Origin of the sequence: Nocardioides sp. TF02-7 (assembly GCF_022437945.1) — a bacterium.
GTDB lineage: Bacteria > Actinomycetota > Actinomycetes > Propionibacteriales > Nocardioidaceae > Nocardioides.
This window is the reverse complement of the sequence record NZ_CP092535.1, coordinates 1,678,710-1,703,145: the sequence shown is the minus strand read 5'-3', so window position 1 is coordinate 1,703,145 and position 24,436 is coordinate 1,678,710. Positions and strand designations below refer to the sequence as shown.

The following is a 24,436-nucleotide window of genomic DNA, read 5'->3' as shown; positions in this document are numbered from 1 at the left end:
CATGGACAACGAACCGGCCGAGCGGGTCCGGATCCTGACGCCCAGCGGCATGCTCGGCGCGGGCTGGGACGAGGCCACCATCGAGCGCGGGCTCCAGCTCGGCATCGACGTCATCACCATCGACGGCGGGTCGACCGACTCCGGGCCCTACTACCTGGGCTCGGCCACCCCGAAGACGACGGCGAAGGCCGTGGAGCGCGACCTGCGCAGCGCGCTGCGGGCCGCGGCGACGGCAGAGGTGCCGCTGGTCATCGGCTCGTGCGGCACCAGCGGCACCGACGCCGGCGTCGACTGGGTCGCCGGCATGGTCGAGCGGATCATGGCGGAGGAGGGTCTCGCCCTCCGGGTCGCGCGGATCTACAGCGAGCAGAGCGCCGCCGACCTCAAGGAGGCGCTCGACGCCGGCCGGATCCACCCCCTGCCGCCGATGGGCGACCTCGCCGCCGAGACGCTCGAGAGCTGCACGCACATCGTCGGGCTGATGGGCCACGAGCCGATCGTCGAGGCGCTCCGGGGCGGTGCCCAGGTGGTGCTGGCCGGCCGGGCCACCGACACCACCGTCGCGGCGGCGTACCCCTGATGAAGGGGATGCCGGCCGGGCCGACCTGGCACGCAGCCAAGATCGTGGAGTGCGGCGGCCAGGCCACCAGCAACCCCCGCGCCGGCGGCGTCTACACGATCATCGACGCCGACGGGTTCACGATCGAGCCGCTCGACCCCGCCGCCGCGTGCACCCCGATCTCGGTCGCCGCCCACATGCTGTACGAGACCGCCGACCCGTTCGAGATGCGCGAGCCGGACGGCACCCTCGACGTCCGGGAGGCGACGTACGTCGCCCTGGACGACCGCACCGTGCGGGTGGAGGGTTCGCGGTTCCACGTCGCCGACCAGCACACGATCAAGCTCGAGGGCGCCCGGATCACCGGCTACGAGACCATGTCGTTCACGGCGATCCGCGACCCCCTGATCCTCGAGGACATCGACGCCTGGGCGGACCTGATGTGCACCGTCGTCCGGGAACGGGTCGCGCAGACGCTGGGGCTGACCGAGGACGAGTACGCGTTCGACCTGCGGCTCTACGGCCACAACGCCGTCCTGGGCGAGCTGGAGCCGGAGACCGGCCCGCCGCGCGAGGTCGGCGTGATGCTGCTGGTCAACGCCCCCGACCAGGCGACCGCCACCGCCGTGGCGAAGGTCGCCAACCCCCTCATGCTGCACCTGCCCACCCCGAGCATGGCCTACCTGCCCAGCCTCGCGTTCCCGAGCTCGCCGGCCGAGGTCGAGCGCGGGGCGGCGTACGAGTTCGTGCTCAACCACGTCGTGGACTCCCTCACCCCCCACGGCGATGTTCCGCACCGAGATGGAGGAGACCACCCGTGCTTGACACAGCCGACCACCCGACCGCCCCCACGCTGGCGGAGCTCGCCCTGGAGGTGCGCTCCAAGAACGCCGGACCGTTCTGGGTGACCATGGAGCTCTTCATGCGCGACGCCGACGGCTATCGGATCGTCGCCGACGAGGCGTTCCTCGACGAGCAGGTCGTGGCCGACCTCTACCGGGTGGACGCCGACACCGTCCGGATCTACCGGATCCCCTCGCTCAACGTCGTGAAGATCTCCTTCCCCCGGCCGGTGTCGCAGGGGTCGCTGCGCGACCGCGACATGCACGCCGGGCAGCACCACGTGCCGCTCGCCCTCCTCCGGGCCCCGCTGGCCGCCGCCGGCGTCGCCGGAGGGGAGGCGTGATGGCCGCGGACCTGCAGGCCGACGTCGTCGTGGTCGGCGCCGGGCTCGCCGGCCTGGTCGCGGCCGCCGAGGCCGCCGACGCCGGTCGCTCGGTCGTCGTCGTCGAGCAGGAGGGGGACCAGTCGCTGGGCGGGCAGGCGTTCTGGAGCCTCGGCGGCCTGTTCCTGGTCGACACCCCCGAGCAGCGCCGGATGGGGATCAAGGACTCCCACGAGCTGGCGTGGCAGGACTGGCTGGGCAGCGCCCAGTTCGACCGCGACGAGGACCGGTGGCCGCGGGCGTGGGCCGAGGCGTACGTCGACTTCGCCGCCGGCGAGAAGCGGGCCTGGCTCCGTGCGATGGGCCACCGGTTCTTCCCCCTCGTCGGCTGGGCCGAGCGCGGCGACGGCCGCGCCGAGGGGCACGGCAACTCCGTGCCGCGCTTCCACATCACCTGGGGCACCGGCCCGGGGGTGGTCGAGCCGTTCGAGCGGCGGGTGCGCGAGCACGCCGCCGCCGGCCGGGTCCGGTTCGCCTTCCGCCACCAGGTCGACGAGCTGCTGGTCGAGGGTGGCGCGGTCACCGGCGTCCGCGGCACCGTGCTGGAGCCCACCGCGGTCGAGCGCGGCCGGCCCTCGTCGCGGACCCCGGTCGACGAGTTCGAGATCCGGGGTCAGGCGGTGGTCGTCACCAGCGGCGGCATCGGCGGCAACCACGACCTGGTCAGGAAGGCCTGGCCGGAACGGCTCGGCACCCCGCCGCGGACGATGGTCTCGGGCGTCCCCGCCCACGTCGACGGACGCATGCTCACCATCAGCCAGGCGGCCGGCGCCCACGTCATCAACCCCGACCGGATGTGGCACTACGTCGAGGGCATCCGCAACTGGGACCCGATCTGGGACAACCACGGCATCCGGATCCTGCCCGGACCGTCGTCGCTCTGGCTCGACGCGACCGGCCGGCGGCTGCCGGCGCCGTGCTTCCCGGGCTTCGACACCCTCAGCACCCTCCGCCACCTGCGCGGCACCGGCTACGACTACTCGTGGTTCGTCCTGACCCAGAAGATCATCGAGAAGGAGTTCGCGCTCTCGGGCTCCGAGCAGAACCCCGACCTGACCGGCAAGGACGTCAAGCTCGTGCTCTCCCGGGTCCGCGGCGGCGCCCCCGGCCCGGTGGAGGCCTTCAAGCAGCGCGGCGAGGACTTCGTCGTCGCCGACACCCTCACCGACCTGGTCGCGGGGATGAACAAGATCGCGGACCCCGACGCGCCGCCGCTCGAGGAGGACGCGATCCGCGCCCTGGTCGTCGCGCGCGACCGGGAGATCGACAACACCTTCACCAAGGACGCGCAGATCACCGCGATCCGTGGCGTGCGCAACTACCGCGGCGACAAGCTCAGCCGCACCGCCACGCCGCACAAGTTCCTCGACCCTGCGGCCGGGCCCCTCATCGCGGTGCGGCTGCACGTCCTCTCGCGCAAGACGCTCGGCGGCCTGGAGACCGACCTCGAGGGCCGCTGCCTGCGCGCCGACGGGTCGCCGTTCCCGGGCATCTACGCCGCGGGGGAGGTCAACGGCTTCGGCGGCGGCGGGATGATGGGCTACAACGCCCTCGAGGGGACGTTCCTGGGCGGCTGCCTGTTCTCCGGTCGCACGGCGGGCCGCGCTGCCGCCCGCGCGGTGGGATGAGGGGAGCGGTCAGCCGGTCCTCACCGGACCGTACGCCGCCAGCACGCGCTCGGTCGTCGCGGCCAGGCACCGGAGGGTCTCCTCCAGTGCCGCGCGACGCCCGTGCTCCTCGCTCAGCGCGTGCACCGGCACGGGTGCGGCGACCGCCGGGTCGCGGTCGCCCACGACGACCGCGACCCGGCGGCCCCGGGCCTGTGCGCGACGGATGACGCCGCCGACCACCTTGCCGTCGAACGACGACGCGTCGAGCCGCCCCTCCCCGGTGAGGACGAGGTCGGCCCGGGCCAGCCGGTCGTCGAGGCCGAGCCGGTCCGCGACGTGGTCGAAGCCGCTCACGACCCGGGCGCCGGCCACCGCTAGCGCCCCGCCGACGCCGCCGGCGGCACCCGAGCCCGGCACCTCCTGCGGGTCGCGCCCGAACCGCCGCACCAGGTCGGCCCGGGTGGCCGCCAGCCGGTCAGCCAGACGGCCTACCTGGTCGGGGGTCGCGCCCTTCTGGGGACCGTAGACCCGCGCTGCGTCGAGGTAGCGGGTCTCGACGTCCGCGCAGACGGTGACGGTGGCCCCGCCGAGCAGCGGGTCCGGACCGGCGTGGGCCGCGAGCGCGGCGAGAGCGCCCCGGCCTCCGTCGCTGCACGCGCTGCCGCCGAGCCCAACGAGGATCTCGCGCGCGCCGGCCTCGAGGGCGGCGACCACCAGCTCGCCCGTGCCCCGGGAGGTCGCCCGCTCGGCGTCGTTGCCCTGCGCGCCGCCGGCGAGCAGCAGGCCGGAGGCCTCGGCGGACTCGATCACGGCGACGGTGCCGTCCAGGCGCCAGCGCGCCTCGACCGGCCGCTCCATCGGGCCGGTCACGACGGTGGTCCGGTTGGCCCCGCCGAAGGCCTCGAGCAGTCCTTCGCCGCCGTCGGACAACGGGAGGCCGGTGGCCCGCCAGCCGAGCCGGGACGCGACGGAGGCGACGACGCCGGCCACCTCGGCGGCGGTCGCCGTGCCGCGGAACTTGTCGGGCGCCATCAGCAGCGCCGGCCGGTCGGAGAACTCCATGTGGCAAATCTATCTGCAACTCTTGACACGGATGCAATAGCAACTAGCGTATGACCGGCATCACACACCTCGCGCGGGCTCGGCGCGCCGACGGATCGAGGACACCGATGGGATCCCTGAGAAGGACTGCAGTTCTGCCCCTGGCCGCCGCCGCGGCGCTGGCTCTCGGAGCGTGCGGGTCGTCGGGCGGCGCGTCGTCCTCCTCGACGCCGGCGCCGACCGCGGACGTCGGCGAGGCGTCGGCGGTGACGCCGGTCGACGACGCGACGCTCGAGGCGGCGTACGAGGAGGGCGAGGTGCTGATGTACACCAACGCCGAGGACCAGCAGATCGCCCCGGTGAAGGAGGCCTTCGAGGCCGCCCACGCGGAGATCACGCTGCGCAGCCTCGCGCTGAGCGACCAGCAGATGTTCCAGCGCTACGAGACCGAGGTCGCCACCGGAACGCCGACGGCCGACCTCGTGATGAGCAACGACGCGCTCGGCTGGCTGGAGTTCATCGAGGCCGGCAACATCGAGCCCTACGAGGACCCCAACGACCCGAACCTCCCCGACTACGCCAAGCTCGGTCCGGGCGTCTACGCGATCTCGGAGGACCCGGTGATCGCGCTGTTCAACAAGGCGCTCCTCCCGGAGGACCGCCAGCCGACGACGGTGGCGGAGCTCGCCGCGATGGCGGAGGAGCTCGACGGGAAGATCGGCACCACCGACATCAGCACCGCGGTCTCCTTCGGAGCCACCAGCGCCTACGTCGACAAGTACGGCGAGGAGGGCTGGGCGAACCTCGAGGAGATCGGGGGCGCACGCCAGCGTCGAGGCCGGCAACGGCCCGCTGGCGACCAAGCTGGTCCAGGGCCAGTACGCCGCGGCGTTCTTCGTCGGCGGAGCGGTCCGGGCCTTCATCGTCGACGACGTGGCGAAGGTCGCCAACTACCGCTACCTGGAGGACGGCACCCCGCTCCTGCCCCCGGGGCCTGGGCGTCACCGCCGATGCGCCGCACCCGAACGCCGCCAAGGTCTTCCTCAACTGGCTGCTCTCGGTCGAGGGGCAGGAGGCGGCGTGCGAGGGCGGCTTCACGCCCTACCGCGACGGCGTACGGTGCGACTTCGGGCTCCCGCAGGTCGAGGCCGCCGTCGGCGGTGAGGACAACCTCAACATCGGCACCTTCGACCCGGCGCTCGCGGACGACCAGGAGGCGATCCGGGACCGCTGGAACGAGGCCTTCGGTCGATGACCACGGTGGTCACCCGCGGGGCCGACGTGCTCGGCCCCGCACCGCGCCGGATGCGTCGACCGCGCCGGTCGCGGCGGGCCACGGACGCCGGCCACTACCTCGTCTGGGGGCTGGCCGTCCTCGTGCTCGTCGGCCCCGTTCTGGCCGTCGCCGCCGCCTCGCTCTGGTCGACGCCGCTCTACGAGTCGGGCGGCCACCTCACGCTGGCCAACCACCGCGACCTCCTGACCGACCCGGCGTGGTGGCAGGCCGTCGCCAACAGCCTCCTCTTCGCGACCATGGCGACGACCTCGTCGGTCCTCCTCGGCGTCACCGCCGCGGTCCTGCTGACCCGGACCAACCTGCCGTTCCGCCGGCTGCTCACCGGCGTCTTCGTGCTCCCCGTGCTGCTCCCCGGCCTGGTGCTGATCGTCGGCTGGATGGCCACCTGGGCGCCGGCCGGCTACGTCACCTCCTGGCTGGAGCTCAACACCGTCCTGTCCTTCCCGATCGACCTGTTCAGCCTCAACGGGATGGCGCTGGTCGCGACCAGCGTCGCAGCGCCCACCGTGTTCCTGCTCTGCCGCACGACGGTGCTGTCGATCGACTCCAGCCTCGAGGACGCCGCCCGCAGCTCGGGTGCCGGCCCGGTCCGCGCGCTGTTCTCCGTGACCGTGCCGCTGCTCCGCCCGGCGATCACCAACTCGACCCTCCTGGTGTTCGCCGTGATCTTCGAGGTGCTCGGCCTCCCGCTGATCCTGGGGTTCTCCAAGAACATCACCCTCGTCTCGACCTACCTCTACGACCACTGGGTCAACGGGACCGCCGACGAGCAGGGACTCGTCTCCGCCGGTGCGCTGTTCCTGCTCGCGTTCGTCGCCGCCCTGCTGGTCGTCCGCAACCGGGTGGTCGGCGACACCGGGCGCTACGCGACCGTCATGGGGAAGGCGAGCGCGAAGCGGCTGGTCGACCTCGGTCCGTGGCGCTGGCCGCTGGCCGCACTGGCGTCGTTCGTCCTCCTCGTCCTCGTGGTCGTGCCGCTGTTCGGGGTCGTGGTGTCGTCGGTGACGACGATCTTCTCGCCGCTCATCTCGCCCTGGTCGGTGCTCACCACCGACAACTTCACCGCCGTGCTCGACAACCCCGTGTGGGTGGACTCCGTGGTCAACAGCCTCCCTGATCGCGACCGTCGGCGGGCTGCTCGCGACCGTCGCCATCGCACTGATGTCGGTGGTGGCGCACCGCTCGGACTTCCGGCTGCGCGGGTCGCTCCAGCAGGCGATGCTCTGGCCGCGGATGATGCCGGGGCTGGTCTGCGGCATGGCGTTCTTCTGGGCGTTCGTGCTGCTCGACCCGACCGACACGCTCCGCGGCAGCCTGTGGGGCCTCGGCCTCGCCTTCGCCGTGCGCAACCTCGCGATCGGCTACAGCGCCTTCTACCCCGCGCTCGCCGCGATCGGCCGCGACCTCGACCTCGCCGCCCGCACGTCCGGTGCCGGCTGGTGGCGCTCGATGATCAGCATCTCCCTGCGGCTGAGCATCCCCGCGATGGCCACCTGCTTCGTCCTGCTCTTCGTCTCCATGCTCAACGACGCCGACCCCGCCGTCTTCCTCGTCACCGACGAGACCCCGGTGATGGGCCTGACCATGCTCCAGCTCGCGGCGACCAGCACCGGCGGTGCGGTCGCGGCGTTCGGGGTGATCCAGATGCTCCTCACGGTGGCGGTGCTCGCCATCGGCCGACTCTTCCTGGGAAAGCGGATCCATGCCTGACCTCACCCTCACCGGGCTCGCCAAGAGCTTCGGCGCCAACACGGTGCTCCACGACCTCGACCTCCACGTCGAGGACGGCGAGCTGTTCACCCTGCTGGGGCCCAGCGGCTGCGGGAAGTCGACGACCCTGTGGTCGATCGCCGGCCTGCACTCGCCCGACAGCGGCCGGATCGCGTTCGGCGACCGCGTGGTGTTCGACGGGGCGCGGGTCGACGTGCCCCCGGAGAAGCGCAACTGCGGCGTGGTCTTCCAGTCCTACGCCGTGTGGCCGCACCTGACCGTGCTCGACAACGTGGCCTACCCGCTCAAGCTCCGCAAGGTCCCGCGACGCGACCGCGCCCGGCGGGTCGAGGAGGTCCTCGAGCTGGTCGAGCTCGGCGGGCTCGAGGACCGCTACCCCCACGAGCTGAGCGGCGGCCAGCAGCAGCGGGTCGCGCTCGCCCGCGCCCTGGCGCACCCGCCGGACCTGCTGCTGCTCGACGAGCCGTTCTCCAACCTCGACGCCAAGCTGCGCGAGCGGGCCCGCGACTGGCTGCGCATCCTGCAGCAGCGGATCGGCGTCACCACGGTCTTCGTCACCCACGACCAGGACGAGGCGCTGTCGATGAGCGACCGGATCATGGTCATGGACGGCGGGCGGGTCCGGCAGGTCGGCAGCCCCGAGGAGATCTACCACGAGCCCGCCGACGAGTTCGTGGCCGACTTCATCGGCACCGTCAACGTCCTCGGCGCCCACGTCCCGGCCGGCGCCGACCGCTCCCAGGTGTGGGTCGAGGGCCTCGGCCAGCCGCTCGCGGTCTCGCCGGCGGCACCCGCCGAGGGCGACGTGCGGCTCGCCATCCGGCCCGAGCGGATCGTCGTCCACCCCTCCGGTGCACCAGCGGCGACGCCGAACGCGGTCACCGTCAAGGTGAGGTCGCAGGCGTTCCTCGGCGACCACTACCGCTACGTCGTCGCCCTCGGCGACCACGAGCTCGTCGTCCGCACCCTCAGCCGGATCGACCACGGCACCGAGCTCACCGTCGAGCTGCCGCCGGAGGCGATCCGCACCTACGCCGCGCAGGCGTAGCCGCCGCCCGCCCGTGCCGACGTACGGCACGGACCGATCGAGGGCACCCGCCCCAGCTCCTGAGAGGACCCCATGGCCACCACCTACAACCTCGCCACGCTGCTCGAGGACACCGCGCGGGACTTCCCCGAGCGGACCGCGGTCGTCCTGCCCGGCTCCGACGGGCAGGCGACGCGCCTCGACTACGACGCCCTCGCCAACCGGTGCGCCAACCTGCTGGCGGAGCTCGGGATCGGCGCGGGGGACCGGGTGGCGCTGAGCTGCCCCAACCTGCCGTTCTTCACCGCCGTCTACTTCGGCATCCTCAAGGCGGGCGCGGCGGTCGTGCCGCTCAACGTCCTGCTCAAGGGCTCCGAGATCGGCTACCACCTGCGCGACTCGGGTGCGACCGCCTACCTCTGCTTCGAGGGCACGCCCGACCTGCCGATGGGCACCTGGGGCCACGAGGGCTTCGCCGCCGCCCCGGACTGCGAGCACTTCTTCGTCATCACCGCCGACCCCACCGCTCCCTCGCCGGTCGAGGGCACGCGGACCCTGGCCCAGGCGACGGGCGGCCAGCCGGCCTCGTTCGACACCGTGGCGACCGACGAGGACGACACCGCCGTCGTCCTCTACACCTCGGGCACGACCGGGCAGCCCAAGGGCGCGGAGCTGCGGCATCGCAACATGCGCGACAACGCGCTGATCGGTCGCGAGCTGTTCGACGCCGACGCCGCCCGGCCCGACACGTTCCTGTGCGTGCTGCCGCTCTTCCACTCCCTTCGGCCAGACCGTGTGCCAGAACGGCGCGATCGCCCACGGCGGCACGATCGTGATGCTCCCCCGCTTCGAGCCGCGCGCGGCCCTCGAGCTGATGCTCGGCGAGGGCGTCACCTTCTTCGCCGGCGTGCCCACGATGTACTGGGGGCTGCTCGGGGTGATCGACGAGCTGCTGCCCGACCGGGAGGCCGACCTCGCGGCCCTTGCCGACGGGCTCCGGGTCGCGTCGTCGGGCGGCTCCGCGCTGCCCGTCGAGGTCCACCGGGAGTTCGAGAAACGTCTCGGCGTCACGATCCTGGAGGGCTACGGCCTCTCGGAGACCTCGCCGATCGCGGCGTTCTCCAAGCGCGGCGAGCCCGCGCGACCCGGCTCGATCGGGGTGCCGGTCCCCGGCGTCGAGATGAAGCTGGTCGACCCCGAGGGGCGGACGGTCGAGGGCGTCGGCGAGGTCGGCGAGATCGCGATCCGCGGCCACAACGTGATGAAGGGCTACCTCGGCCGCCCCGAGGCCACCGCGGAGGTCCTCGACGACGACGGCTGGTTCCGCACCGGCGACCTGGCCCGCACCGACGAGGACGGCTGGTTCTTCATCGTCGACCGGGCGAAGGACATGATCATCCGCGGCGGGTTCAACGTCTACCCGCGCGAGATCGAGGAGGTGCTGCTCACCCATCCCGACGTCTCGCTGTGCGCGGTCGTCGGCGTGCCGCACGAGCAGCACGGCCAGGAGGTCAAGGCGTACGTCGTGCCCGCGGCGGGGGCCTCGCCGGCCCCGGCGGACCTGGTCGCCTGGTCGCGGGAGCAGATGGCGGCGTACAAGTACCCCCCGGCTCGTCGAGGTCGTGGCGTCCCTCCCGATGACCGCCACCGGCAAGATCCTCAAGCGGGACCTGACCTGACACCGGCCGTTGGCGGCGGCGTCGTAGGGGTGACGGCAACGGTCGTTGCCGAACGGAGACGAGGCGCCATGGACGACTCGGTCGGCCGCACGCTGGACGCGATGGGCCCCCGGCTGAAGCAGCTGCGCCAGCTGCGCGACATCACGCTCAGCGACCTCGCGGAGCAGACCGGGATCTCGGTGAGCACGCTGTCGCGGCTGGAGGCCGGCCTGCGCCGTCCGACGCTGGAGCAGCTGCTGCCGCTGGCGCGCACCTACGGCGTCACCCTCGACGAGCTCGTCGACGCGCCGCCGACCGGCGACCCGCGGATCAACCTGCGGCCGATCGCGACCGGCGACGGGCGGACCATCATCCCGCTGACCCGGCGGGCCGGAGGGATCCAGGCCTACAAGTTCATCCTCCCGGCCGGCCGTGACGACGCCGAGCCGGAGCTGCGCACCCACGAGGGCTACGACTGGGCGTTCGTGCTCAACGGGCGGCTCCGCCTGGTCATCGGCGAGCACGACCTCGTCCTCGAGCCGGGGGAGGTGGCCGAGTTCGACACCCGGACGCCGCACTGGTTCGGCGCCACCAGCGCCGGCCCGGTCGAGTTCCTGAGCCTGGTCGGCAAGCAGGGCGAGCGCGCCCACGTGCGCGCCGCCCCGAAGGGGCGCTGAGCCCCGTCCGACCAGCGCGGTCAGGACGCCGGCGCGTGCTCCCCCGCGCGCCACGTGGTCGCGGGCGTGGGCGATCGCCTCGGGGGTGGTGGGGAAGAGGTGGCGTTCGTGGGCGAGCCGGTCGTGGACGCCGAGCTGCGCCAGGACCTGGTGGTGCTGGGGGGCGGACGCCGGAGAGCAGCACCGTGACGCCCCGGCGCTCCAGCCGGCCGATCGTGTCGGCGAGGACGTGGGCGCCGGTGGCGTCGACCGTCGTCACCCGCGACATCCGGAGCACCACGACCCGGACCCGGCTCACCTCGGCCAGCTCGAGCAGGAAGTCGTGCGCGGCGGCGAAGAACAGCGGCCCGTCGACGCGGTAGACCACGATCTGCCGGTCGAGGAGCTCCTGCTCCTCGTCGCGGTGGTCCTCCCGGTCGATCGGCACCGTCTCGAGCCGCGCCGTACGGGCGGTCTCGCGGAGGGCGAAGAACCCGGCCGCCACCAGACCGATCAGCACGGCGACGACGAGGTCGAGGGCGACGGTGGCGACCGCGGTGAGCAGGAGCGTGGCGGCGTCGCCGCGGGTCGAGCGGAGCAGCGCCGCCAGGCTCGACACCCGCACCATCTGCACCGCGGTCGCGATCAGCACGCCGGCCAGGGCCGCCAGCGGGATCTCGGCCACCCAGCGGGCGGCGACCAGCACCGCCACCAGCAGCAGGAGGGCGTGCGCGAGCGCGGCGAGCCGGGAGGTCGCACCGGACCGCACGTTGACGGCGGTGCGCGCGATGGCTGCGGTGGCGGGGGATCCCGCCGAACAGCGGGCTGGCGACGTTGGCCAGCGCCTGCCCCAGCAGCTCCCGGTCGGGGTCGTGCCGCTGGTCGACGGTCATCCCGTCGGCGACCGTCGCCGACAGCAGGCTCTCGAGCGCTCCCAGCGCGGTGACCGCGACGGCCGGGAGGAGCAGCGCGTCGAGGTCGGCCCACGGCACGTCGGGGAGCCGCGGGGCGGGCAGGCCGGACGGGATGTGGCCGATGGTCGCCAGTCCGCCGTCGAGCAGCGAGTTCGCACCCGTGGCGACCGCGACGAGGAGCAGGGTGGCCGGCAGGCCGGTCCGGAGGCGGGCGAGCAGGAGGATGGCGGCAGCCACGCCGAACGAGGTGGCCGCCGGGAGCCACTCCGGTGCGGCGAGCCACGCGCGGGCCGCGTCGCCGGCGAGGACCAGCACCTTCTCGGCCCGGACGTCGACGCCGAGCGCAGGAGGCAGCTGCTGGAGGGCGATGACGACGGCGATCCCCGCGGTGAAGCCCTCGACGACCGGCACCGGCACGTAGCGGATCACCCGCCCGGCGCCCGTCACGGCCAGCACCAGGAGCATGACGCCGGCGAGCAGGCCGACGACCAGGACGCCGTCGACCCCGTGGGTGGCGACGATCGGCACCAGGACCACCGTCATCGCACCGGTCGGGCCGCTCACCTGGACGTGGCTGCCGCCGAAGACCGCTGCCACGGCTCCGGCGACGATCGCCGTCACGATGCCCGCGGTCGCACCGACCCCGGAGCTGACGCCGAACCCGAGCGCCAGGGGGAGCGCGACCAGGGCCACCATCACGCCCGCGGTCAGGTCGCGACCGACCCGGGCGCGGGCCCAGTCGGCCCGCGAGGGCAAGAGGTCGTCGGCGCGGGCGAGCACGGCGGCCGCGCCGGCGCGCGGGAGGTGCGGCGCCATCAGCCCCGGTCGACCTTCAGCTCGTCCTCGAGGTCGCCGGTGAGCTCGGCCAGGCCGGCGAGGATCCGCCGGCCGGCCAGCAGCAGGTCGCGCACCTCCGGCACGCTGAGGGAGTAGACGACCGCGCCGGCCCGGCGGTGGGGAGACCACCAGCGACGTACGCCGCAGCACGGCCAGCTGCTGGGAGAGGTTGCTCGGCTCGATGGCGATCTGGTCGAGGAGCTCGTGCACGGCGTGGTCGCGCTCGGCGAGCAGCTCCAGGATCCGGATCCGGGCGGGATGCCCGAGGGTCCGGAAAACTCCGCCTTCGCCTGGTAGAGCGGGACTCCCACGTGCTGCCTCCTCAGCCGTCGCGGCGGGGCGCCACGTCGGTCAGGAGATGAAGATATCTTCAAGTGATCAAGTTGTGAAATCGTGGACGCCGCGCCGGGCCCGGGTCAGCGGGACGCGGCGGTGACCCGGTCGCGGTCGGCGGCGCTCCGGGCGGTGTCCCGCGACTCCTGCGCCGACTCGTCCGCCGGCTTCTTCCGCTTGCGGCCGGGCAGCTGGATGGAGCCCGACAGGAGGGCGAACCCGAGGCCGAGGAGGGCCAGGGGTGAAGATCGCCATGGCGATGAACCAGACGAGCAGGGTGGTGCTTGACATGATCGTGCTCCCTTCGTCGTACCGTCGCTGTCATTAACAGAACGCTCTGCGTATCGTATTTGTTCCAGGAGGTTCCCCGTGGCCGATCCGGCCCCGCCTCGCCCCGGCCGGCCCCGGAGCACGACCGCCGACGGCCTCATCCGCTCCGCCGCCCTGGCGCTCGTGCGCGAGGCGGGGCCGCGAGCGGTCACGATCGAGGCGGTGGCCGCCCGGGCCGGCATCGCCAAGACCACGATCTACCGGCGCTTCAGCAACCGCGACGAGCTCCTCGCCACGGTGCTGCACGAGGCGATCGGGACGCCGGAGATCCCGGCCGACGGCGACGCGCGCACCAAGACCCGGGCGGCCCTCGAGCAGGCCTGGCGCCAGCTCGAGCAGGTGCTCGGCCGCGGCGGGGTCGCCGCCGTGGTCCTCGACGACGACCCCACCTTCACCCGGCTGTTCCGCGACGCCCTCGCGCCCTACGACGCGGCCCTGGTCGGCCTCATCCGCGCCGACGTCGCCGCGGGGCTGCTGCGCCCGGGCCTCGACGCCGAGGCCGTGACGTCGCTCTTCGTCGGCGCCTACCTCGGCGAGCTGGTCCGGGCCGGCCAGGTCGCGCCGGACTGGCTGGAGCGCTGCCTCGACCTGCTCTGGCCGACGATGGTCGCCCGCCAGGACGGATGAGCGCCGCGCTCGTCGACCCCGTCCTCGCCGCATCGTCGCCGTCCGCGCTACCCGACCAGCTCGACGAGCGGCACCTGCGCGTCCCCCGCGCCGGGTCGTCCGCTCCCGACGAGCCGCCGGATCGCGTCCGTGGCGTCCCAGTCGTTGACGTGCATCCCGGCGACGACGCGGCCGCCGCGCAGCCACAGCGCCGTGAACCGCAGCGCGCCGGTGTCGCCCCGCACGACGACCTCGTCGTAGCCGTCCGGGCCCACGTGGCCGACGTACTCCATCCCGATGTCGAACTGGTCGGAGAAGAAGAACGGCAGCCGGTCGTAGGCGCGGTCGTCGCCGAGCATCGTCCGCGCCGCGTGCGCCCCCTGCTCGCGGGCGTTGTCCCAGTGCTCCACCCGGACCCGCCCGAGCAGCGGGTGGTCGTGGCGGGCGACGTCGCCCGCGGCGTAGACGTGCGGGTCGGCGGCGCGCAGCCGCGCGTCGACGAGCACGCCGCCGTCGGTCGGGAGTCCCGCGGCCGAGGCGAGACCGTCGTCGGGGGTCGCCCCGATGCCCACGACGACCGTGTCGGCCGGCACCCGGCTGCCGTCGGTGAGGACCGCACCTGACCGGTCGACCTCGACCAGCCCGCAGCCGAGGCGCAGATCGACCCCGTGGCCGCGGTGCACCTCGGCGAAGACCGCAGCCACCTCGGACCCCAGGACCCGCAGCAGCGGGAGCGGCGCCGGCTCCACCACGGTGACGCTGCCGCCTGCCTGGCGCACGGCGGCCGCGACCTCCAGGCCGATCCACCCGGCCCCCACGACGAGCACCCGGCCCGCCAGCCGTGGCCGCAGCCGGAGGGCGTCGTCGAGCGTGCGGAGGTAGTGGACCTCCGGGTGGTGGCCGTCGACGGCGGCCAGTCGGTGCGGGGACGAGCCGGTGGCCAGCAGCAGCCGGTCGTAGGCGACCCGGTCCTCGCCCAGGAGCACCTGGCCGCGGTCGAGGTCGAGCGCCGTGACCGGGCTGCCGAGCCGGAGGTCGACCTGCTGGTTGGCGTACCAACCGGCGTCCTGGACGAAGACCGAGGTGTCGGCGGCCGAGCCGAGCAGCAGGCCCTTGGACAGCGGAGGCCGCTCGTACGGCGGGTGCGGCTCGGCGCCGACCAGCGTGATGTCGCCGGTGTAGTCCTGCTCCCTCAGCTCCTCGACGGCGCGGGCCCCGGCGAGGCCCGCGCCGACGACCACGACGTTCACCGGGTGCTCCGGGCGAGCGCGAGGAACTCCGCCCGCGACCGGGGAGTCGTCGCGGAGCCGTCCGAAGAGCGTCGAGGTCAGGGTCCGCGCACCGGGGGCGCGCGCCCCGCGCAGGCCCATGCACGCGTGGTGGGCCTCGACCACGACACCGACGCCGTGGGGCAGCAGCCGCTCCCGCAGGTGCTCGGCGACGTCCTTGGTGAGCCGTTCCTGGGTCTGCGGGCGACGCGCGTGGAGCTCGACCATCCGCGCGAGCTTCGACAGCCCGGCGATCCGGCCGGCCGGGAGGTAGCCCACGTGCGCCACCCCGACGAACGGGAGCATGTGGTGCTCGCACAGCGACTGCACCGGGATGTCCTGCACCACGACCAGCTCGTCGTACCCCTCCTCGTTGGGGAAGGTGGTCAGGTCGAACGCCGGTGCGCTCGTCATCTCGAGCAGCGCCCGCGCCATCCGCGCCGGCGTCTCCGCGAGGTTCTCGTCGGTGAGGTCGAGGCCGAGCGCCGTGAGCAGGCGGGCGGCGGCGTCCACCGCGGCCAACGGGTCGACCGCCGGGGTGTCACGGGCGACCCGGGAGCGGTGCGGCGGGGCCGTGGTGATGGTCATGGTGCCTCCCGATCTCTAAAAATAACCTTCTTCGACGTTAGAACCGGGAACCTCTTGTGTCAAGGACGTTGTGTTTTAGACTGCGGCCATGGACCTCGGCTCCACCGCCGCCGGCATCGGCGCCCTGGCGGACGACACCCGCCGCCGGCTCTACGAGTACGTCGTGGCGCAAGCCGACCCGGTCGGCCGCGAGCAGGCGGCGGACGCGCTCGGCATCGCCCTGCACAAGGCGAGCTTCCACCTCGACCGGCTGGTGGGCGAGGGCCTGCTCGAGGCGGAGTACCGGCGGCTCAGCGGCCGCTCCGGCCCCGGCGCCGGCCGTCCGAGCAAGCTCTACCGGCGGGCGGACCGGCAGCTCACCGTGTCGCTGCCGCCCCGCCGCTACGACCTCGTCGGCGAGATCCTGGCGTCGGCGGTCGGGCGGGTCGGCGAGGGCGCGTCCCTGGAGGCCGCGCTGCGGGAGGCGGCGCGCGCCGAGGGGCTGGACCTCGGCCGCGGTGCCGGGTCCGGCGCCACCGGGGACGGGACGCTGGGCGCCCTGGCGGAGACCCTGCGGAGCCAGGGCTACGAGCCGCGGGTGACCGATGACGGCGTCGTCCTCGCCAACTGCCCGTTCGACGCGCTCGCCCGCAAGCACACCGCGCTCGTGTGCGGGCTCAACCGCGACTTCGTGCAGGGCGTCGCCGACGGGCTCCCCTGCTCCGCCGTCGAGGCTCGCCTGGACCCCGCGCCGGGCCGGTGCTGCGTCACCGCGCACCGGACGGGGTGACCCGCCCCCGGCCGCGGCGTCACGGGTGCGGCAGCTCCTCCGCGCCGGTGCGCAGCGTCAGCTCCACGTCGCCCAGCGCGATGTCGCCGTCGATCGTGAGCGGTCGCTCCTCCGCCTCCAGCCAGTAGGGCGTGCCGTACTGGGAGGGGAAGAACACCCACAGGCTCGGGTGCGACACCTCGTCGTGCGGGGTGAGCGCGAGCCCGCCGGTGGCCTCCCCCGCGGGCAGCCGGGGGATCGTGAACCGTCCGGACGCGCCGCGGGTGCGGATCCGGGCCGGGTGCTCCCCGGTGGGGTTGGTCGGGAGACCGACCGGATAGGTCACCTCGTAGCCGATGCCGGTGATCACTGGCCGGGTGGTGCCGGCGTAGACGAGGCGGCCGGTCACCGTGTGCCCCTCGGCGAGGGGCACGTCGTAGCGGCGCGACGCCCAGACCTTCACGTCCTCGTGACAGACCGGCGCCTGCTCGTGGGGGAACGCGTCGGCGCCGACCATGTAGTCGCCGGGCACCAGCCCCGGGAGGACGTAGCGGCCCTGCGCGTCGGCCCGGTCGGAGATCTCGTGGAAGCCGCCGTACGTCGGCGGGAGGTCGGGCGGGCACAGGTCGCCGGTGGTCGCCTCGACGACGGCGCCGGGTGCGGTGCGCCCGCGCAGGGTCAGCAGCGGCCGCTCCAGGCGGAGCCGCCCCACGTCGTGGGCGCGGAGGCCGCGGACCCGGAAGGTGCGGGTCGCGTAGCCGTCGCCGTCCTTGGCGACGACCGTGTAGCGGCCAGGGCGCAGCCCGACGTACGTCGCCACGCCGTTGTCGCGCCCGAGGTTGGTGGCGACCACCTCGCCCCGGCCGTCGCGCAGCTCGTTGTCGATGCGGCCGCCGTCGGTGACGAACCGGACCGTCGCGGTGGCGCCGCGCCGCACGGGCACCGTGGCGTCGACGCGCCGGTCGCCGGCGGCGACGCGCACCCGGACCGAGCGGGCGAGGTAGGGGCCGCCCCGGCGCAGGACGCCCACCCGGTAGGTGCCTGGCGTCAGGCCGGTGAAGCGGAAGGTGCCGCGGCGGGTCGTCGGCCGGCTCGCGACGAGGTCGCCGTCGGCGTCGCCGAGGAACACCTCGGTGCGGCGCGCCGGAGCGCCGGTGCGACGGTCGACCATGGTGCCGACGAGCGTCGTGCCCCGGTCGAGCACGCCGTCGACCACCGCGGGCCGGTCGGCCGTGACGGTGACCGGCTCCGAGCGCCACGGGACGGTACCGCGGCCACCGGCACGGAGGTAGTAGGTGCCAGGGGCGAGGCCCTCGATCGAGAACCGGCCGGCGCCGTCGGTCGCGCCGTGGAACGCGACCGTGTCGTCGAGCCGCATCACCTCGACCTGCTCGAACCGGGCGCCGGAGAGCGTGCCCTCGACCCGGGCGGGCGGCTGCAGTTCGACCGTGCCGAGCGCCAGGTCGGAGGACGAGGCGTCGAACAGCCGGGTGTGCTGCACCCAGCTGTCCCGCTCGCCGTCGGGGCCGACGTACCGGAGGAGGTGGTCGGCGGCCGACGGGTGGACGCAGGCCCAGGGCCGCTCGGTGTCGTGGTCGCAGACCTGGACGAGGAAGTCCTGCGACGCCTGGCGGACGCGGAACCGGCCGCGCGCGTCGGTGACGGTCCAGCGGTCGGTCGTCTCGTCGAGCATGCCGGCCTCGGGCACCTCGCGGGGCGGGAGGACGTTGACCATCGCGCCGGGGACGGGGGCACCGGTGGTGTCGACGACGACGCCGGTCACCCAGCCGCGCTGGTCGTCGGGGGCGGCCGTGGCGGTCGCGGAGAGAGAGGGGGGAGGGGCGGGCACCGCCGTCGCGACGACGGCGGTCAGTGCGGCCGCGCGGGCGCGCGGCAGGCGGAGGTTGCCGATGGGCATGAGGGTCCTTCTGCACGAGGTCGTCCCGGCTGCGGGAACGGCTGCCGGGTCCGAGACAGGGGTAGGACGTCGCGCCCGCCGATCGGGTTGCAGCGGATCCTCCGCGAGGACGAGCGCTGGCGGCGCTTGCCATGATCGGGGCATGTCGCACGCGCCGATGCCAGGGGCCGACGGCCTCGCCGAGCCGATGCGGTCGCGGTGGAGCCCGACCATCTTCGACGCCGAGCACCGGCTGCCGGACGCCGCCGTCGCGACGCTCCTCCACGCCGCGCAGTGGGCGCCCAGCCACGGCAACCTGCAGCCCTGGCGGTTCCTCGTCGCCGAGCGCGGCAGCGCCGTCCACCGGGTGCTCGTGCCGCACCTCACCCGCGGCAACGCCGGCTGGGTCCCGCGCGCGTCGGTGGTGTTCCTCGTCGCCGTGAAGACCGCGGCCGAGCCGGGGGAGGAGAAGCCGACCGACGCTGCGGTCAACCTCTACTCCGCCGGCCAGGCCGCCGCCCACCTCACCCTCCAGGCGCACGCGACCGGCCTGTGGGCGCGGCAGTTCCAGGGGTTCGACAAGGACGCGGTCGGGCGGGAGCTCGGTGTGCCGCCGCAGTGGCGGCTCGTGGCGGCCGTCGCGGTCGGCGTACGAGGGGACCCGGCGGAGGTGCCCGAACGGGAGCGAGAGCGGGAGCAGCGGGTCCGGCGCCGCAAGGACCTCGCCGAGATCGCGTACGGCGGCGCGTGGGGCGTGCCGTGGCGGGGCGACGACGCACGGGCCGGGGCGGTCGAGCACCTGCCAGACTCGGGAGCATGACCTCCCTCCACGACTTCACCGCGACCAGCATCGACGGCACGGAGACCGACCTCGCGGCGTACGACGGCAAGGTCGTCCTCGTCGTCAACACCGCGTCGCAGTGCGGCCTGACCCCGCAGTACGGCGGGCTGCAGCAGCTGCACGACACCTACGCCGACCGCGGCTTCGCCGTCCTCGGCTTCCCGTGCGACCAGTTCGGCCACCAGGAGCCCGGCGACGAGACCGAGATCGCCGCGTTCTGCGAGAGCAGCTACGGCGTCACGTTCCCGATGTTCGCCAAGGTCGAGGTCAACGGCGACGGCGCCCACCCGCTCTACCGCTGGCTCAAGGAGGAGCACGGCGGCATCCTCGGCGGCGCCATCAAGTGGAACTTCACCAAGTTCCTCGTCGGCCGCGACGGCCAGGTCATCGACCGCTACGCCCCCACCACCAAGCCCGAGAAGCTCACCGAGGACGTCGAGAAGGCGCTCGCCGGTTGAATCGGGCCTCGTGGTGTGTTGATTCGGGCCCCGTGGTGTGTTGAATCGGGCCCCGTGGTGTGTCGATTCGGGCCCCGTGGTGTGTTGATTCCGGCCCCGTGGTGTGTTGAATCGGGCCCCGTAGTGTGTCGAATCGGGCCTCATGGTGTGTTGATTCCGGCCCCGTGGCGACCGCCGGCCGCCACGACGCCGGACTCGACCGACCACGAGACCCGATTCGACCCGCCACGGGGCCCGATTCAACGAGCCACGAGGCCCGATTCGACGTCACACGGCGGAGGAGGCGAGCTCCTTGTCGCCCGAGCCGGGGGGCGGTGGGGATGGAGTCGCGCTCGAGCGACTCGCCCTCGACGTCGACGTTGGGCAGCAGGCGGTCGAGCCAGGCGGGGAGCCACCAGGCCTTCTCGCCGAGCAGGTAGAGGACCGCGGGGATCAGCACCATGCGGACGATGAACGCGTCGAACACGATCGAGATCGCGAGCGCGAAGCCCATCGACTTGATGATCGGGTCGTCCATCAGCATGAACGCCGCGAACACCGCGATCATGATGGTTGCCGCGGCCGTCACGACGCGGGCGCTGTTGCGGAACCCGTCGACGACCGCCTCCCGGGTGGAGAGGCCGTGCACGTGCGCCTCCCGCATCCGGGTCACCAGGAACACCTGGTAGTCCATCGCCAAGCCGAACACGATGCCGATCAGCATGATCGGGAGGAAGCTGACGATCGGCTGGCCCTCGAAGATGCCGAACGCGCCCTCCTGGAACACCGCGACGGTCGCGCCGAGGGTGGCCAGCACCGACAGGGAGGAAGCCGAGCGTCGCCGTCAGCGGCACCAGGATCGAGCGGAACACCAGCACCAGCAGCACGAACGCGAGCCCGATGACCACCGCCAGATAGACCGGCAGCGCGCCGTTGAGGCGGTCGGACACGTCGGTCGTGATCGCGGTGAGGCCGGTGACACCGAGGTCGGTGCCGGTCGACTCCTCGACGCCGCCCTCCCCGTCGCGCAGGTTCTCGAGCAGGTCGAGCGTGGCCTCGTCGGTCGGGCCCGACTCCGGCAGCAGCTGGATGATCGCCCCGGTCGCCGCCCCGGTCGGGGCACCGGTGTCGTCGACCGGCGCGTTGGTGGCGACGACCTGGGCGTTGGCCACGTCGTCCTGGCCGGCGGCCCAGCCGGCGACCTCGCCGAACGCCGCCTGCCGCTCGTCGTCGTCCTCGACGTCACGGCCGTCGACGACCACGAGCAGCGGACCCTCGCGGCCGGGCCCGAACGCCTCGGCCATCAGGTCGGAGGCGCGCCGCTGCGTGGTGTCGACCGACGCCGTGCTGTCGCTCGGGAAGGCCAGCTGCATCTGGGCCATCGGCACGGCCAGGGCACCGAGCACGATGACGACGAGTACGGCGAACGCGAGCGGTGCGCGGCCGAGCAGCCGGGCCCAGCGCACGCCGTTGTTGACGACCAGCCCGTGCTCGTCGCGGACCGGCCGGTAGCGCCGGACCCGGCCTCCGAACGCCTTCGACTTCAGCATGCCGAGCACCGCGGGCAGGAGGGTCAGCGCCACCAGCACCGCGAGCAGCACGGTGGCCGCGGCGGCCAGGCCCATCGCGGTGAGGAACGGGATCCCGACGACCGTGAGCGCGGCGAGCGCGATCAGCACGGTGAGGCCGGCGAACACGACGGCGGAACCGGAGGTGCCGACCGCGATGCCGGCGGCGTGGGCGCGGTCGTCGGTGTGGTGCAGCTCGCTGCGGTAGCGGGCCACGATGAACAGGGTGTAGTCGATGCCGACCGCGAGCCCCAGCATGCTGGCGAGGATCGGCGTGGTCGAGCCGATGCTGTCGGTGAGCGCGGTGGCGGCGGTGACCCCGGCCAGGCCGAGGCCGACGCCCACGACGGCGTTGACGATCGGCAGGCCGGCGGCGACCAGCGAGCCGAAGGTCAGCAGCAGCACGAGGAGCGCGACGCCGATGCCGATGAGCTCTGCGGTGGCGCCCGGCGGCTCCACCGAGGTCATGCCCGGACCGTTGGCCTCCGCGACGAGCCCGGTCTCCTCGGTGACGTCGCCGAGCAGGTCGGCGAGCGCCTCCTGGGAGGAGGGCTCGATGTCGGTGGGCTCCTCGACGTCCCACTCGAAGGTCAGTACGCCGACCCGGCCGTCCTCGGAGAGCGGCGACAGGGCGGCCGCGTTCTGCCGCGCGGCCTCGACGTCACCGCCCTGCTGGCGGGCCGCCCCCACGATCTGCTCCTCCTGGGCGGCCGCGGCGTCGACGGGGTTCTTGAGGAAGGAGGAGTCCGCGCTGGTCGCCGCGTCGCCGTCGACCTGCGGCAGGTCGGTGATCCCGGCGATCAGCTCGTCGACCGCCCCGCGGTACTCCCGCTCGTCGAGCGTCTGACCCTCGGGCGCGGCGACCACGACGTTGACGCTCGCGTCCTCGAACGGGTCCTCCGCGCCGGGGGAAGAGCTCCTGCTGGAGGTCGGAGGCCTCCTCGGACGGGATGCCCGGGATCGTGAACTGGTCCTGCATCGGCTTCGAGAACGCCGCGGCGAGCGCGCCGACCACGACGGCCAGCAGCAGCCAGCCGGCGATGAAGTAGTACCACCGCTTGTAGGCGGTCGTTCCGAGGCGGTAGAGCAAGCGGGCCATGGGGGTCTCCTGGGTCCGTCTGGGGCGGTGGTGGTGCCGGGGTTCCGGCGGGTCAGCTCTGGAGTACGACGCGGGCGTCGGCGACCGCGTCGTTGATGAGGGCGGCGAAGGGTCGGGACTGGTCGGGCTCGACGCGCTCGACGGCGGACTCGAAGATCACCATCAGCAGCCCGACGAGGAGCCGAGCGCGCTGCTCGCCGTAGTCGGCACCCTCGCGCTGCAGGATGAACGCGACCGCCTCCTGCACGACGCTCTCGAACCGGTCGTGCGCGATCGCGACCAGGCGCCGGTCGCCGCGGAACACGTCGCGGCGCAGCTGGACCAGGTCGATGTCGGTGCTCTTCTCGGCGAGTGCCTCGGCCGCGACCGCGACCAGGTCCTCGAAGAGGTGGCCGGTCGGCCCGCCGGCGACGAACTCGGCGATCCGCTCCTCGGAGATGTCGTGGACCGGGCCGAGGACCACGTCGGCCTTGGCGTCGAAGTAGTTGAACACGGTGCGTCGCGACACCTCGGCGGCCTCGGCGAGGTCGTCCATGGTCCAGCCGTCGAAGCCGCGGTCACGGGTGAGCTCGAGGGCGCACCACTGGAGCCGGCGGGCCGTCTCGGCCCGACGGGTCTCCCACTTGGACGCGGTCTCGGTCACGGCGACGATCTTTGCACTCCCACCCAAACAAGTGCAAAAGAGTGACGGCGATCACGCGGCCTCGGGAGCGGGGCAAAGGACCACGACGCCCGATTCGACACACCACGAGGGCCGATTCGACACGCCACGAGGGCCGATTCGACACGCCACGACACCCGATTCGACACACCACGACACCCGATTCGACACGCCACGACACCCGATTCGACACGCCACGAGGGCCGATTCGACACGGGCTCGGGGGCGGCAGGGGGGCGGGCCGAGAAAGGGCTCGCGGGCGCGGCGGGCGGCTGGCTACCCTGCTGCCGTGACCGACGTGACCCGCCTGGGCCTGCTCCCCGCCGCCTCCGGTCGTCTGACCGGAGCGGCCACCTGCTCCCCGCGCACGGCGCGGGGAGGGCGGCGTGCTCCCGACGCCTCCGTCCGTCCGACCCAGGAGCACACCCGTGTCCGTCACCACCACTTCCTCCCGCGGCGTCCTGCCCGTCGGGATCGTGCAGATCTCCCTCGCCGGCGTCCTCTGGGGCACCGGCGGCCTGACCCTCCAGGTCATCCGCGACCACGCGTCGCTGTCGTTCGTCACCGTCAGCTGCTACCGGATGCTCGTCGCAGCCGCCGTCCTCCCTCCTCGCCGTCGTCGCGCTGCGGCGCGGCGAGCGGCTGCTCGCCCTGCTCCGCGAGGCGCCGGGCACCGCCTGCCTCGTCGGTGCCGGCACGGCCGCCTACCAGGCGCTCTACTTCGGCTCGGTCGTCGAGGTCGGCGTCACCGTCGCGACCGTCGTGAGCCTCGGGCTGGCCCCGGTGCTGCTCACCGCGGCGGAGTCGCTGCGCGCCGGCCGCCACCCCGGCGTGCGTCGCGTCCTCGTCCTCATCGCCGCCCTGCTCGGCCTGGTGCTGGTCAGCGGCGCCGCAGGCGAGGGGGCGACCGGCCCGCGACCATGGCTCGGCGTGCTGCTCGCGGTCGCCTCGGGAGCGACGTACGCCGCCACCACCGCGCTCGGCCGCCCGCTCTCGCAGCGGTCGGACCCCCTGGCGCTGACCACCGTCGCGACCAGCGCGGGCGCGCTCGCCCTCGTGCCGGCGGCGTTCGTCGTCGGCGGCCCGGCCACGACCACCGACCCCGTGGCACTCAGCGCCCTCGCCTACCTCGGCGTGATGACGATGGCGCTCGCCTACGGCCTGCTCTACGCCGGGCTGCGGACGACGTCGAGCACCGCGGCGGTGATCGCCAGCCTGCTCGAGCCGGTGACCGCGGCCGTCGCGGCTGCGCTGCTCCTCGACGAGCGGATCGGCGCGGCCGGCGTCGTCGGCGTCGTGCTCGTGCTCGGCGCGGTCGCCGGCGCCGGGCGTGAGCCGGTCGCCGAGGCGGGTCCGGGTCTCGGAACGGTCACGGATCCCGGGGCTGCGCCCGGGCGGTGAAACCGGTTCGCGGGTCGCGCCGTCCCACCACCATGCACCGGACCTCCCGCCTCGCCCTGACCCTCGCCGCGCTCGCCGTCGCCGGCCCCGCCCTCGCCGCCTGC

The 24,436-nt window shown here is 73.7% G+C and carries 18 protein-coding genes and 4 pseudogenes; 15 read left to right on the top strand and 7 right to left on the bottom strand.

Annotation, left to right across the window (positions count from 1 at the left end):
• The first annotated feature begins 1 nt into the window (after position 1).
• The 4 genes from MF408_RS25195 to MF408_RS08615 are packed head-to-tail and all read left to right on the top strand — an operon-like array spanning position 2 to position 3,412.
• Positions 2-580 carry an acyclic terpene utilization AtuA family protein gene (locus MF408_RS25195; protein WP_275693377.1) on the top strand — a complete coding sequence of 193 codons (579 nt, stop codon included), beginning with the start codon at positions 2-4 and terminating at the stop codon, positions 578-580.
• The gene (locus tag MF408_RS25190; RefSeq protein ID WP_275693376.1) at positions 580-1,467 is read left to right on the top strand and encodes an acyclic terpene utilization AtuA family protein; all 888 of its coding nucleotides are present in this window, start codon (positions 580-582) and stop codon (positions 1,465-1,467) included. Before MF408_RS25195 ends, MF408_RS25190 begins: the two co-directional genes overlap by 1 nt.
• Complete coding sequence (locus MF408_RS08620) at positions 1,434-1,745, top strand: DUF4387 family protein (RefSeq protein ID WP_240251017.1); 312 nt, start codon at positions 1,434-1,436, stop codon at positions 1,743-1,745. Before MF408_RS25190 ends, MF408_RS08620 begins: the two co-directional genes overlap by 34 nt.
• Entirely contained in the window at positions 1,745-3,412 is a 1,668-nt protein-coding gene (locus tag MF408_RS08615) for an FAD-binding dehydrogenase (protein ID WP_240251016.1), read from the top strand. Before MF408_RS08620 ends, MF408_RS08615 begins: the two co-directional genes overlap by 1 nt.
• A 9-nt stretch (positions 3,413-3,421) precedes the next feature.
• On the opposite strand, the gene MF408_RS08610 is transcribed toward MF408_RS08615, so the two are convergent.
• A complete protein-coding gene (locus tag MF408_RS08610; protein WP_240251015.1) occupies positions 3,422-4,456 on the bottom strand; it encodes a glycerate kinase in 1,035 nt (344 codons plus the stop codon).
• 107 nt (positions 4,457-4,563) lie between these two features.
• On the opposite strand from MF408_RS08610, the gene MF408_RS08605 reads away from it, so the two are divergent.
• The 6 genes and pseudogenes from MF408_RS08605 to MF408_RS08580 all read left to right on the top strand — a co-directional run bounded on the left by MF408_RS08605 (position 4,564) and on the right by MF408_RS08580 (position 10,825).
• Complete coding sequence (locus MF408_RS08605) at positions 4,564-6,849, top strand: extracellular solute-binding protein (RefSeq protein ID WP_240251014.1); 2,286 nt, start codon at positions 4,564-4,566, stop codon at positions 6,847-6,849.
• A gap of 44 nt (positions 6,850-6,893) precedes the next feature.
• Positions 6,894-7,442 carry an ABC transporter permease subunit gene (locus MF408_RS08600; RefSeq protein ID WP_240251013.1) on the top strand — a complete coding sequence of 183 codons (549 nt, stop codon included), beginning with the start codon at positions 6,894-6,896 and terminating at the stop codon, positions 7,440-7,442.
• A complete protein-coding gene (locus MF408_RS08595) occupies positions 7,435-8,511 on the top strand; it encodes an ABC transporter ATP-binding protein (RefSeq protein ID WP_240251012.1) in 1,077 nt (358 codons plus the stop codon). The genes MF408_RS08600 and MF408_RS08595 overlap by 8 nt, the downstream gene beginning before the upstream one ends.
• 72 nt (positions 8,512-8,583) lie before the next feature.
• A pseudogene (locus MF408_RS08590) lies at positions 8,584-9,213 on the top strand (AMP-binding protein); the annotation flags it as partial.
• Between the two features lie 112 nt (positions 9,214-9,325).
• Positions 9,326-10,036 (top strand): annotated as a pseudogene (locus MF408_RS08585) (AMP-binding protein); the annotation flags it as partial.
• Between the two features lie 201 nt (positions 10,037-10,237).
• Positions 10,238-10,825 (top strand): XRE family transcriptional regulator, encoded by a 588-nt coding sequence (locus MF408_RS08580; RefSeq protein WP_240251774.1) that lies wholly within the window; start codon positions 10,238-10,240, stop codon positions 10,823-10,825.
• A 220-nt stretch (positions 10,826-11,045) separates the two neighbouring features.
• On the opposite strand, the pseudogene MF408_RS25185 reads toward MF408_RS08580, so the two are convergent.
• Together MF408_RS25185 and MF408_RS25180 are read right to left on the bottom strand one after the other, a co-directional pair.
• Positions 11,046-11,573: pseudogene (locus tag MF408_RS25185) on the bottom strand (STAS domain-containing protein); the annotation flags it as partial.
• A 103-nt stretch (positions 11,574-11,676) separates the two neighbouring features.
• Positions 11,677-12,765, bottom strand: a pseudogene (locus tag MF408_RS25180) (SulP family inorganic anion transporter); the annotation flags it as partial.
• Between the two features lie 492 nt (positions 12,766-13,257).
• On the opposite strand from MF408_RS25180, the gene MF408_RS08570 reads away from it, so the two are divergent.
• Positions 13,258-13,845: a TetR/AcrR family transcriptional regulator gene (locus MF408_RS08570; RefSeq protein WP_240251011.1), complete on the top strand. Its 588-nt coding sequence runs from the start codon at positions 13,258-13,260 to the stop codon at positions 13,843-13,845.
• 47 nt (positions 13,846-13,892) lie between these two features.
• On the opposite strand, the gene folE is transcribed toward MF408_RS08570, so the two are convergent.
• Entirely contained in the window at positions 13,893-15,680 is a 1,788-nt protein-coding gene (gene folE / locus MF408_RS08565) for a GTP cyclohydrolase I FolE (protein ID WP_345893883.1), read from the bottom strand.
• An 88-nt stretch (positions 15,681-15,768) separates the two neighbouring features.
• On the opposite strand from folE, the gene MF408_RS08555 reads away from it, so the two are divergent.
• Positions 15,769-16,449, top strand: coding sequence for a helix-turn-helix domain-containing protein (locus MF408_RS08555; protein ID WP_240251010.1), 681 nt, complete (start codon positions 15,769-15,771; stop codon positions 16,447-16,449).
• A 19-nt stretch (positions 16,450-16,468) separates the two neighbouring features.
• Here MF408_RS08555 and MF408_RS08550 read toward each other — a convergent pair whose 3' ends face one another.
• Positions 16,469-18,346, bottom strand: coding sequence for a carboxypeptidase-like regulatory domain-containing protein (locus tag MF408_RS08550; RefSeq protein WP_240251009.1), 1,878 nt, complete (start codon positions 18,344-18,346; stop codon positions 16,469-16,471).
• 142 nt (positions 18,347-18,488) lie between these two features.
• Between MF408_RS08550 and MF408_RS08545 the strand changes: the two genes are divergently transcribed.
• Both MF408_RS08545 and MF408_RS08540 read left to right on the top strand, forming a co-directional pair.
• Entirely contained in the window at positions 18,489-19,145 is a 657-nt protein-coding gene (locus tag MF408_RS08545) for a nitroreductase family protein (RefSeq protein ID WP_240251008.1), read from the top strand.
• Entirely contained in the window at positions 19,142-19,624 is a 483-nt protein-coding gene (locus tag MF408_RS08540) for a glutathione peroxidase (protein WP_240251007.1), read from the top strand. The genes MF408_RS08545 and MF408_RS08540 overlap by 4 nt, the downstream gene beginning before the upstream one ends.
• A gap of 239 nt (positions 19,625-19,863) precedes the next feature.
• Here the strand turns inward: MF408_RS08540 and MF408_RS08535 are convergent, their stop codons facing one another.
• Together MF408_RS08535 and MF408_RS08530 are read right to left on the bottom strand one after the other, a co-directional pair.
• The gene (locus tag MF408_RS08535; RefSeq protein WP_240251006.1) at positions 19,864-22,038 is read right to left on the bottom strand and encodes an MMPL family transporter; all 2,175 of its coding nucleotides are present in this window, start codon (positions 22,036-22,038) and stop codon (positions 19,864-19,866) included.
• Positions 22,039-22,322: 284 nt separating this feature from the next.
• Positions 22,323-22,913, bottom strand: coding sequence for a TetR/AcrR family transcriptional regulator (locus MF408_RS08530; RefSeq protein ID WP_240251005.1), 591 nt, complete (start codon positions 22,911-22,913; stop codon positions 22,323-22,325).
• 642 nt (positions 22,914-23,555) lie between these two features.
• Here MF408_RS08530 and MF408_RS08525 point away from each other — a divergent pair.
• On the top strand, positions 23,556-24,332 hold the full coding sequence (locus MF408_RS08525) for a DMT family transporter (protein ID WP_345893930.1): 777 nt from the start codon (positions 23,556-23,558) through the stop codon (positions 24,330-24,332).
• Positions 24,333-24,436: the final 104 nt, after the last annotated feature.

What these genes read in the sequence shown, in the direction of transcription:
- MF408_RS25195 (WP_275693377.1), top strand. Translation starts at nt 2, where the DNA reads ATGGACAACGAACCGGCCGAGCGGGTCCGGATCCTGACGCCCAGCGGC.
- MF408_RS08615 (WP_240251016.1), top strand. Translation starts at nt 1,745, where the DNA reads ATGGCCGCGGACCTGCAGGCCGACGTCGTCGTGGTCGGCGCCGGGCTC.
- MF408_RS08555 (WP_240251010.1), top strand. Translation starts at nt 15,769, where the DNA reads ATGGACCTCGGCTCCACCGCCGCCGGCATCGGCGCCCTGGCGGACGAC.
- MF408_RS08550 (WP_240251009.1), bottom strand. Translation starts at nt 18,346, where the DNA reads ATGCCCATCGGCAACCTCCGCCTGCCGCGCGCCCGCGCGGCCGCACTG.
- MF408_RS08580 (WP_240251774.1), top strand. Translation starts at nt 10,238, where the DNA reads ATGGACGACTCGGTCGGCCGCACGCTGGACGCGATGGGCCCCCGGCTG.
- folE (WP_345893883.1), bottom strand. Translation starts at nt 15,680, where the DNA reads ATGACCATCACCACGGCCCCGCCGCACCGCTCCCGGGTCGCCCGTGAC.
- MF408_RS08595 (WP_240251012.1), top strand. Translation starts at nt 7,435, where the DNA reads ATGCCTGACCTCACCCTCACCGGGCTCGCCAAGAGCTTCGGCGCCAAC.
- MF408_RS08600 (WP_240251013.1), top strand. Translation starts at nt 6,894, where the DNA reads ATGTCGGTGGTGGCGCACCGCTCGGACTTCCGGCTGCGCGGGTCGCTC.
- MF408_RS08610 (WP_240251015.1), bottom strand. Translation starts at nt 4,456, where the DNA reads ATGGAGTTCTCCGACCGGCCGGCGCTGCTGATGGCGCCCGACAAGTTC.
- MF408_RS08540 (WP_240251007.1), top strand. Translation starts at nt 19,142, where the DNA reads ATGACCTCCCTCCACGACTTCACCGCGACCAGCATCGACGGCACGGAG.
- MF408_RS08605 (WP_240251014.1), top strand. Translation starts at nt 4,564, where the DNA reads ATGGGATCCCTGAGAAGGACTGCAGTTCTGCCCCTGGCCGCCGCCGCG.
- MF408_RS08545 (WP_240251008.1), top strand. Translation starts at nt 18,489, where the DNA reads ATGTCGCACGCGCCGATGCCAGGGGCCGACGGCCTCGCCGAGCCGATG.
- MF408_RS25190 (WP_275693376.1), top strand. Translation starts at nt 580, where the DNA reads ATGAAGGGGATGCCGGCCGGGCCGACCTGGCACGCAGCCAAGATCGTG.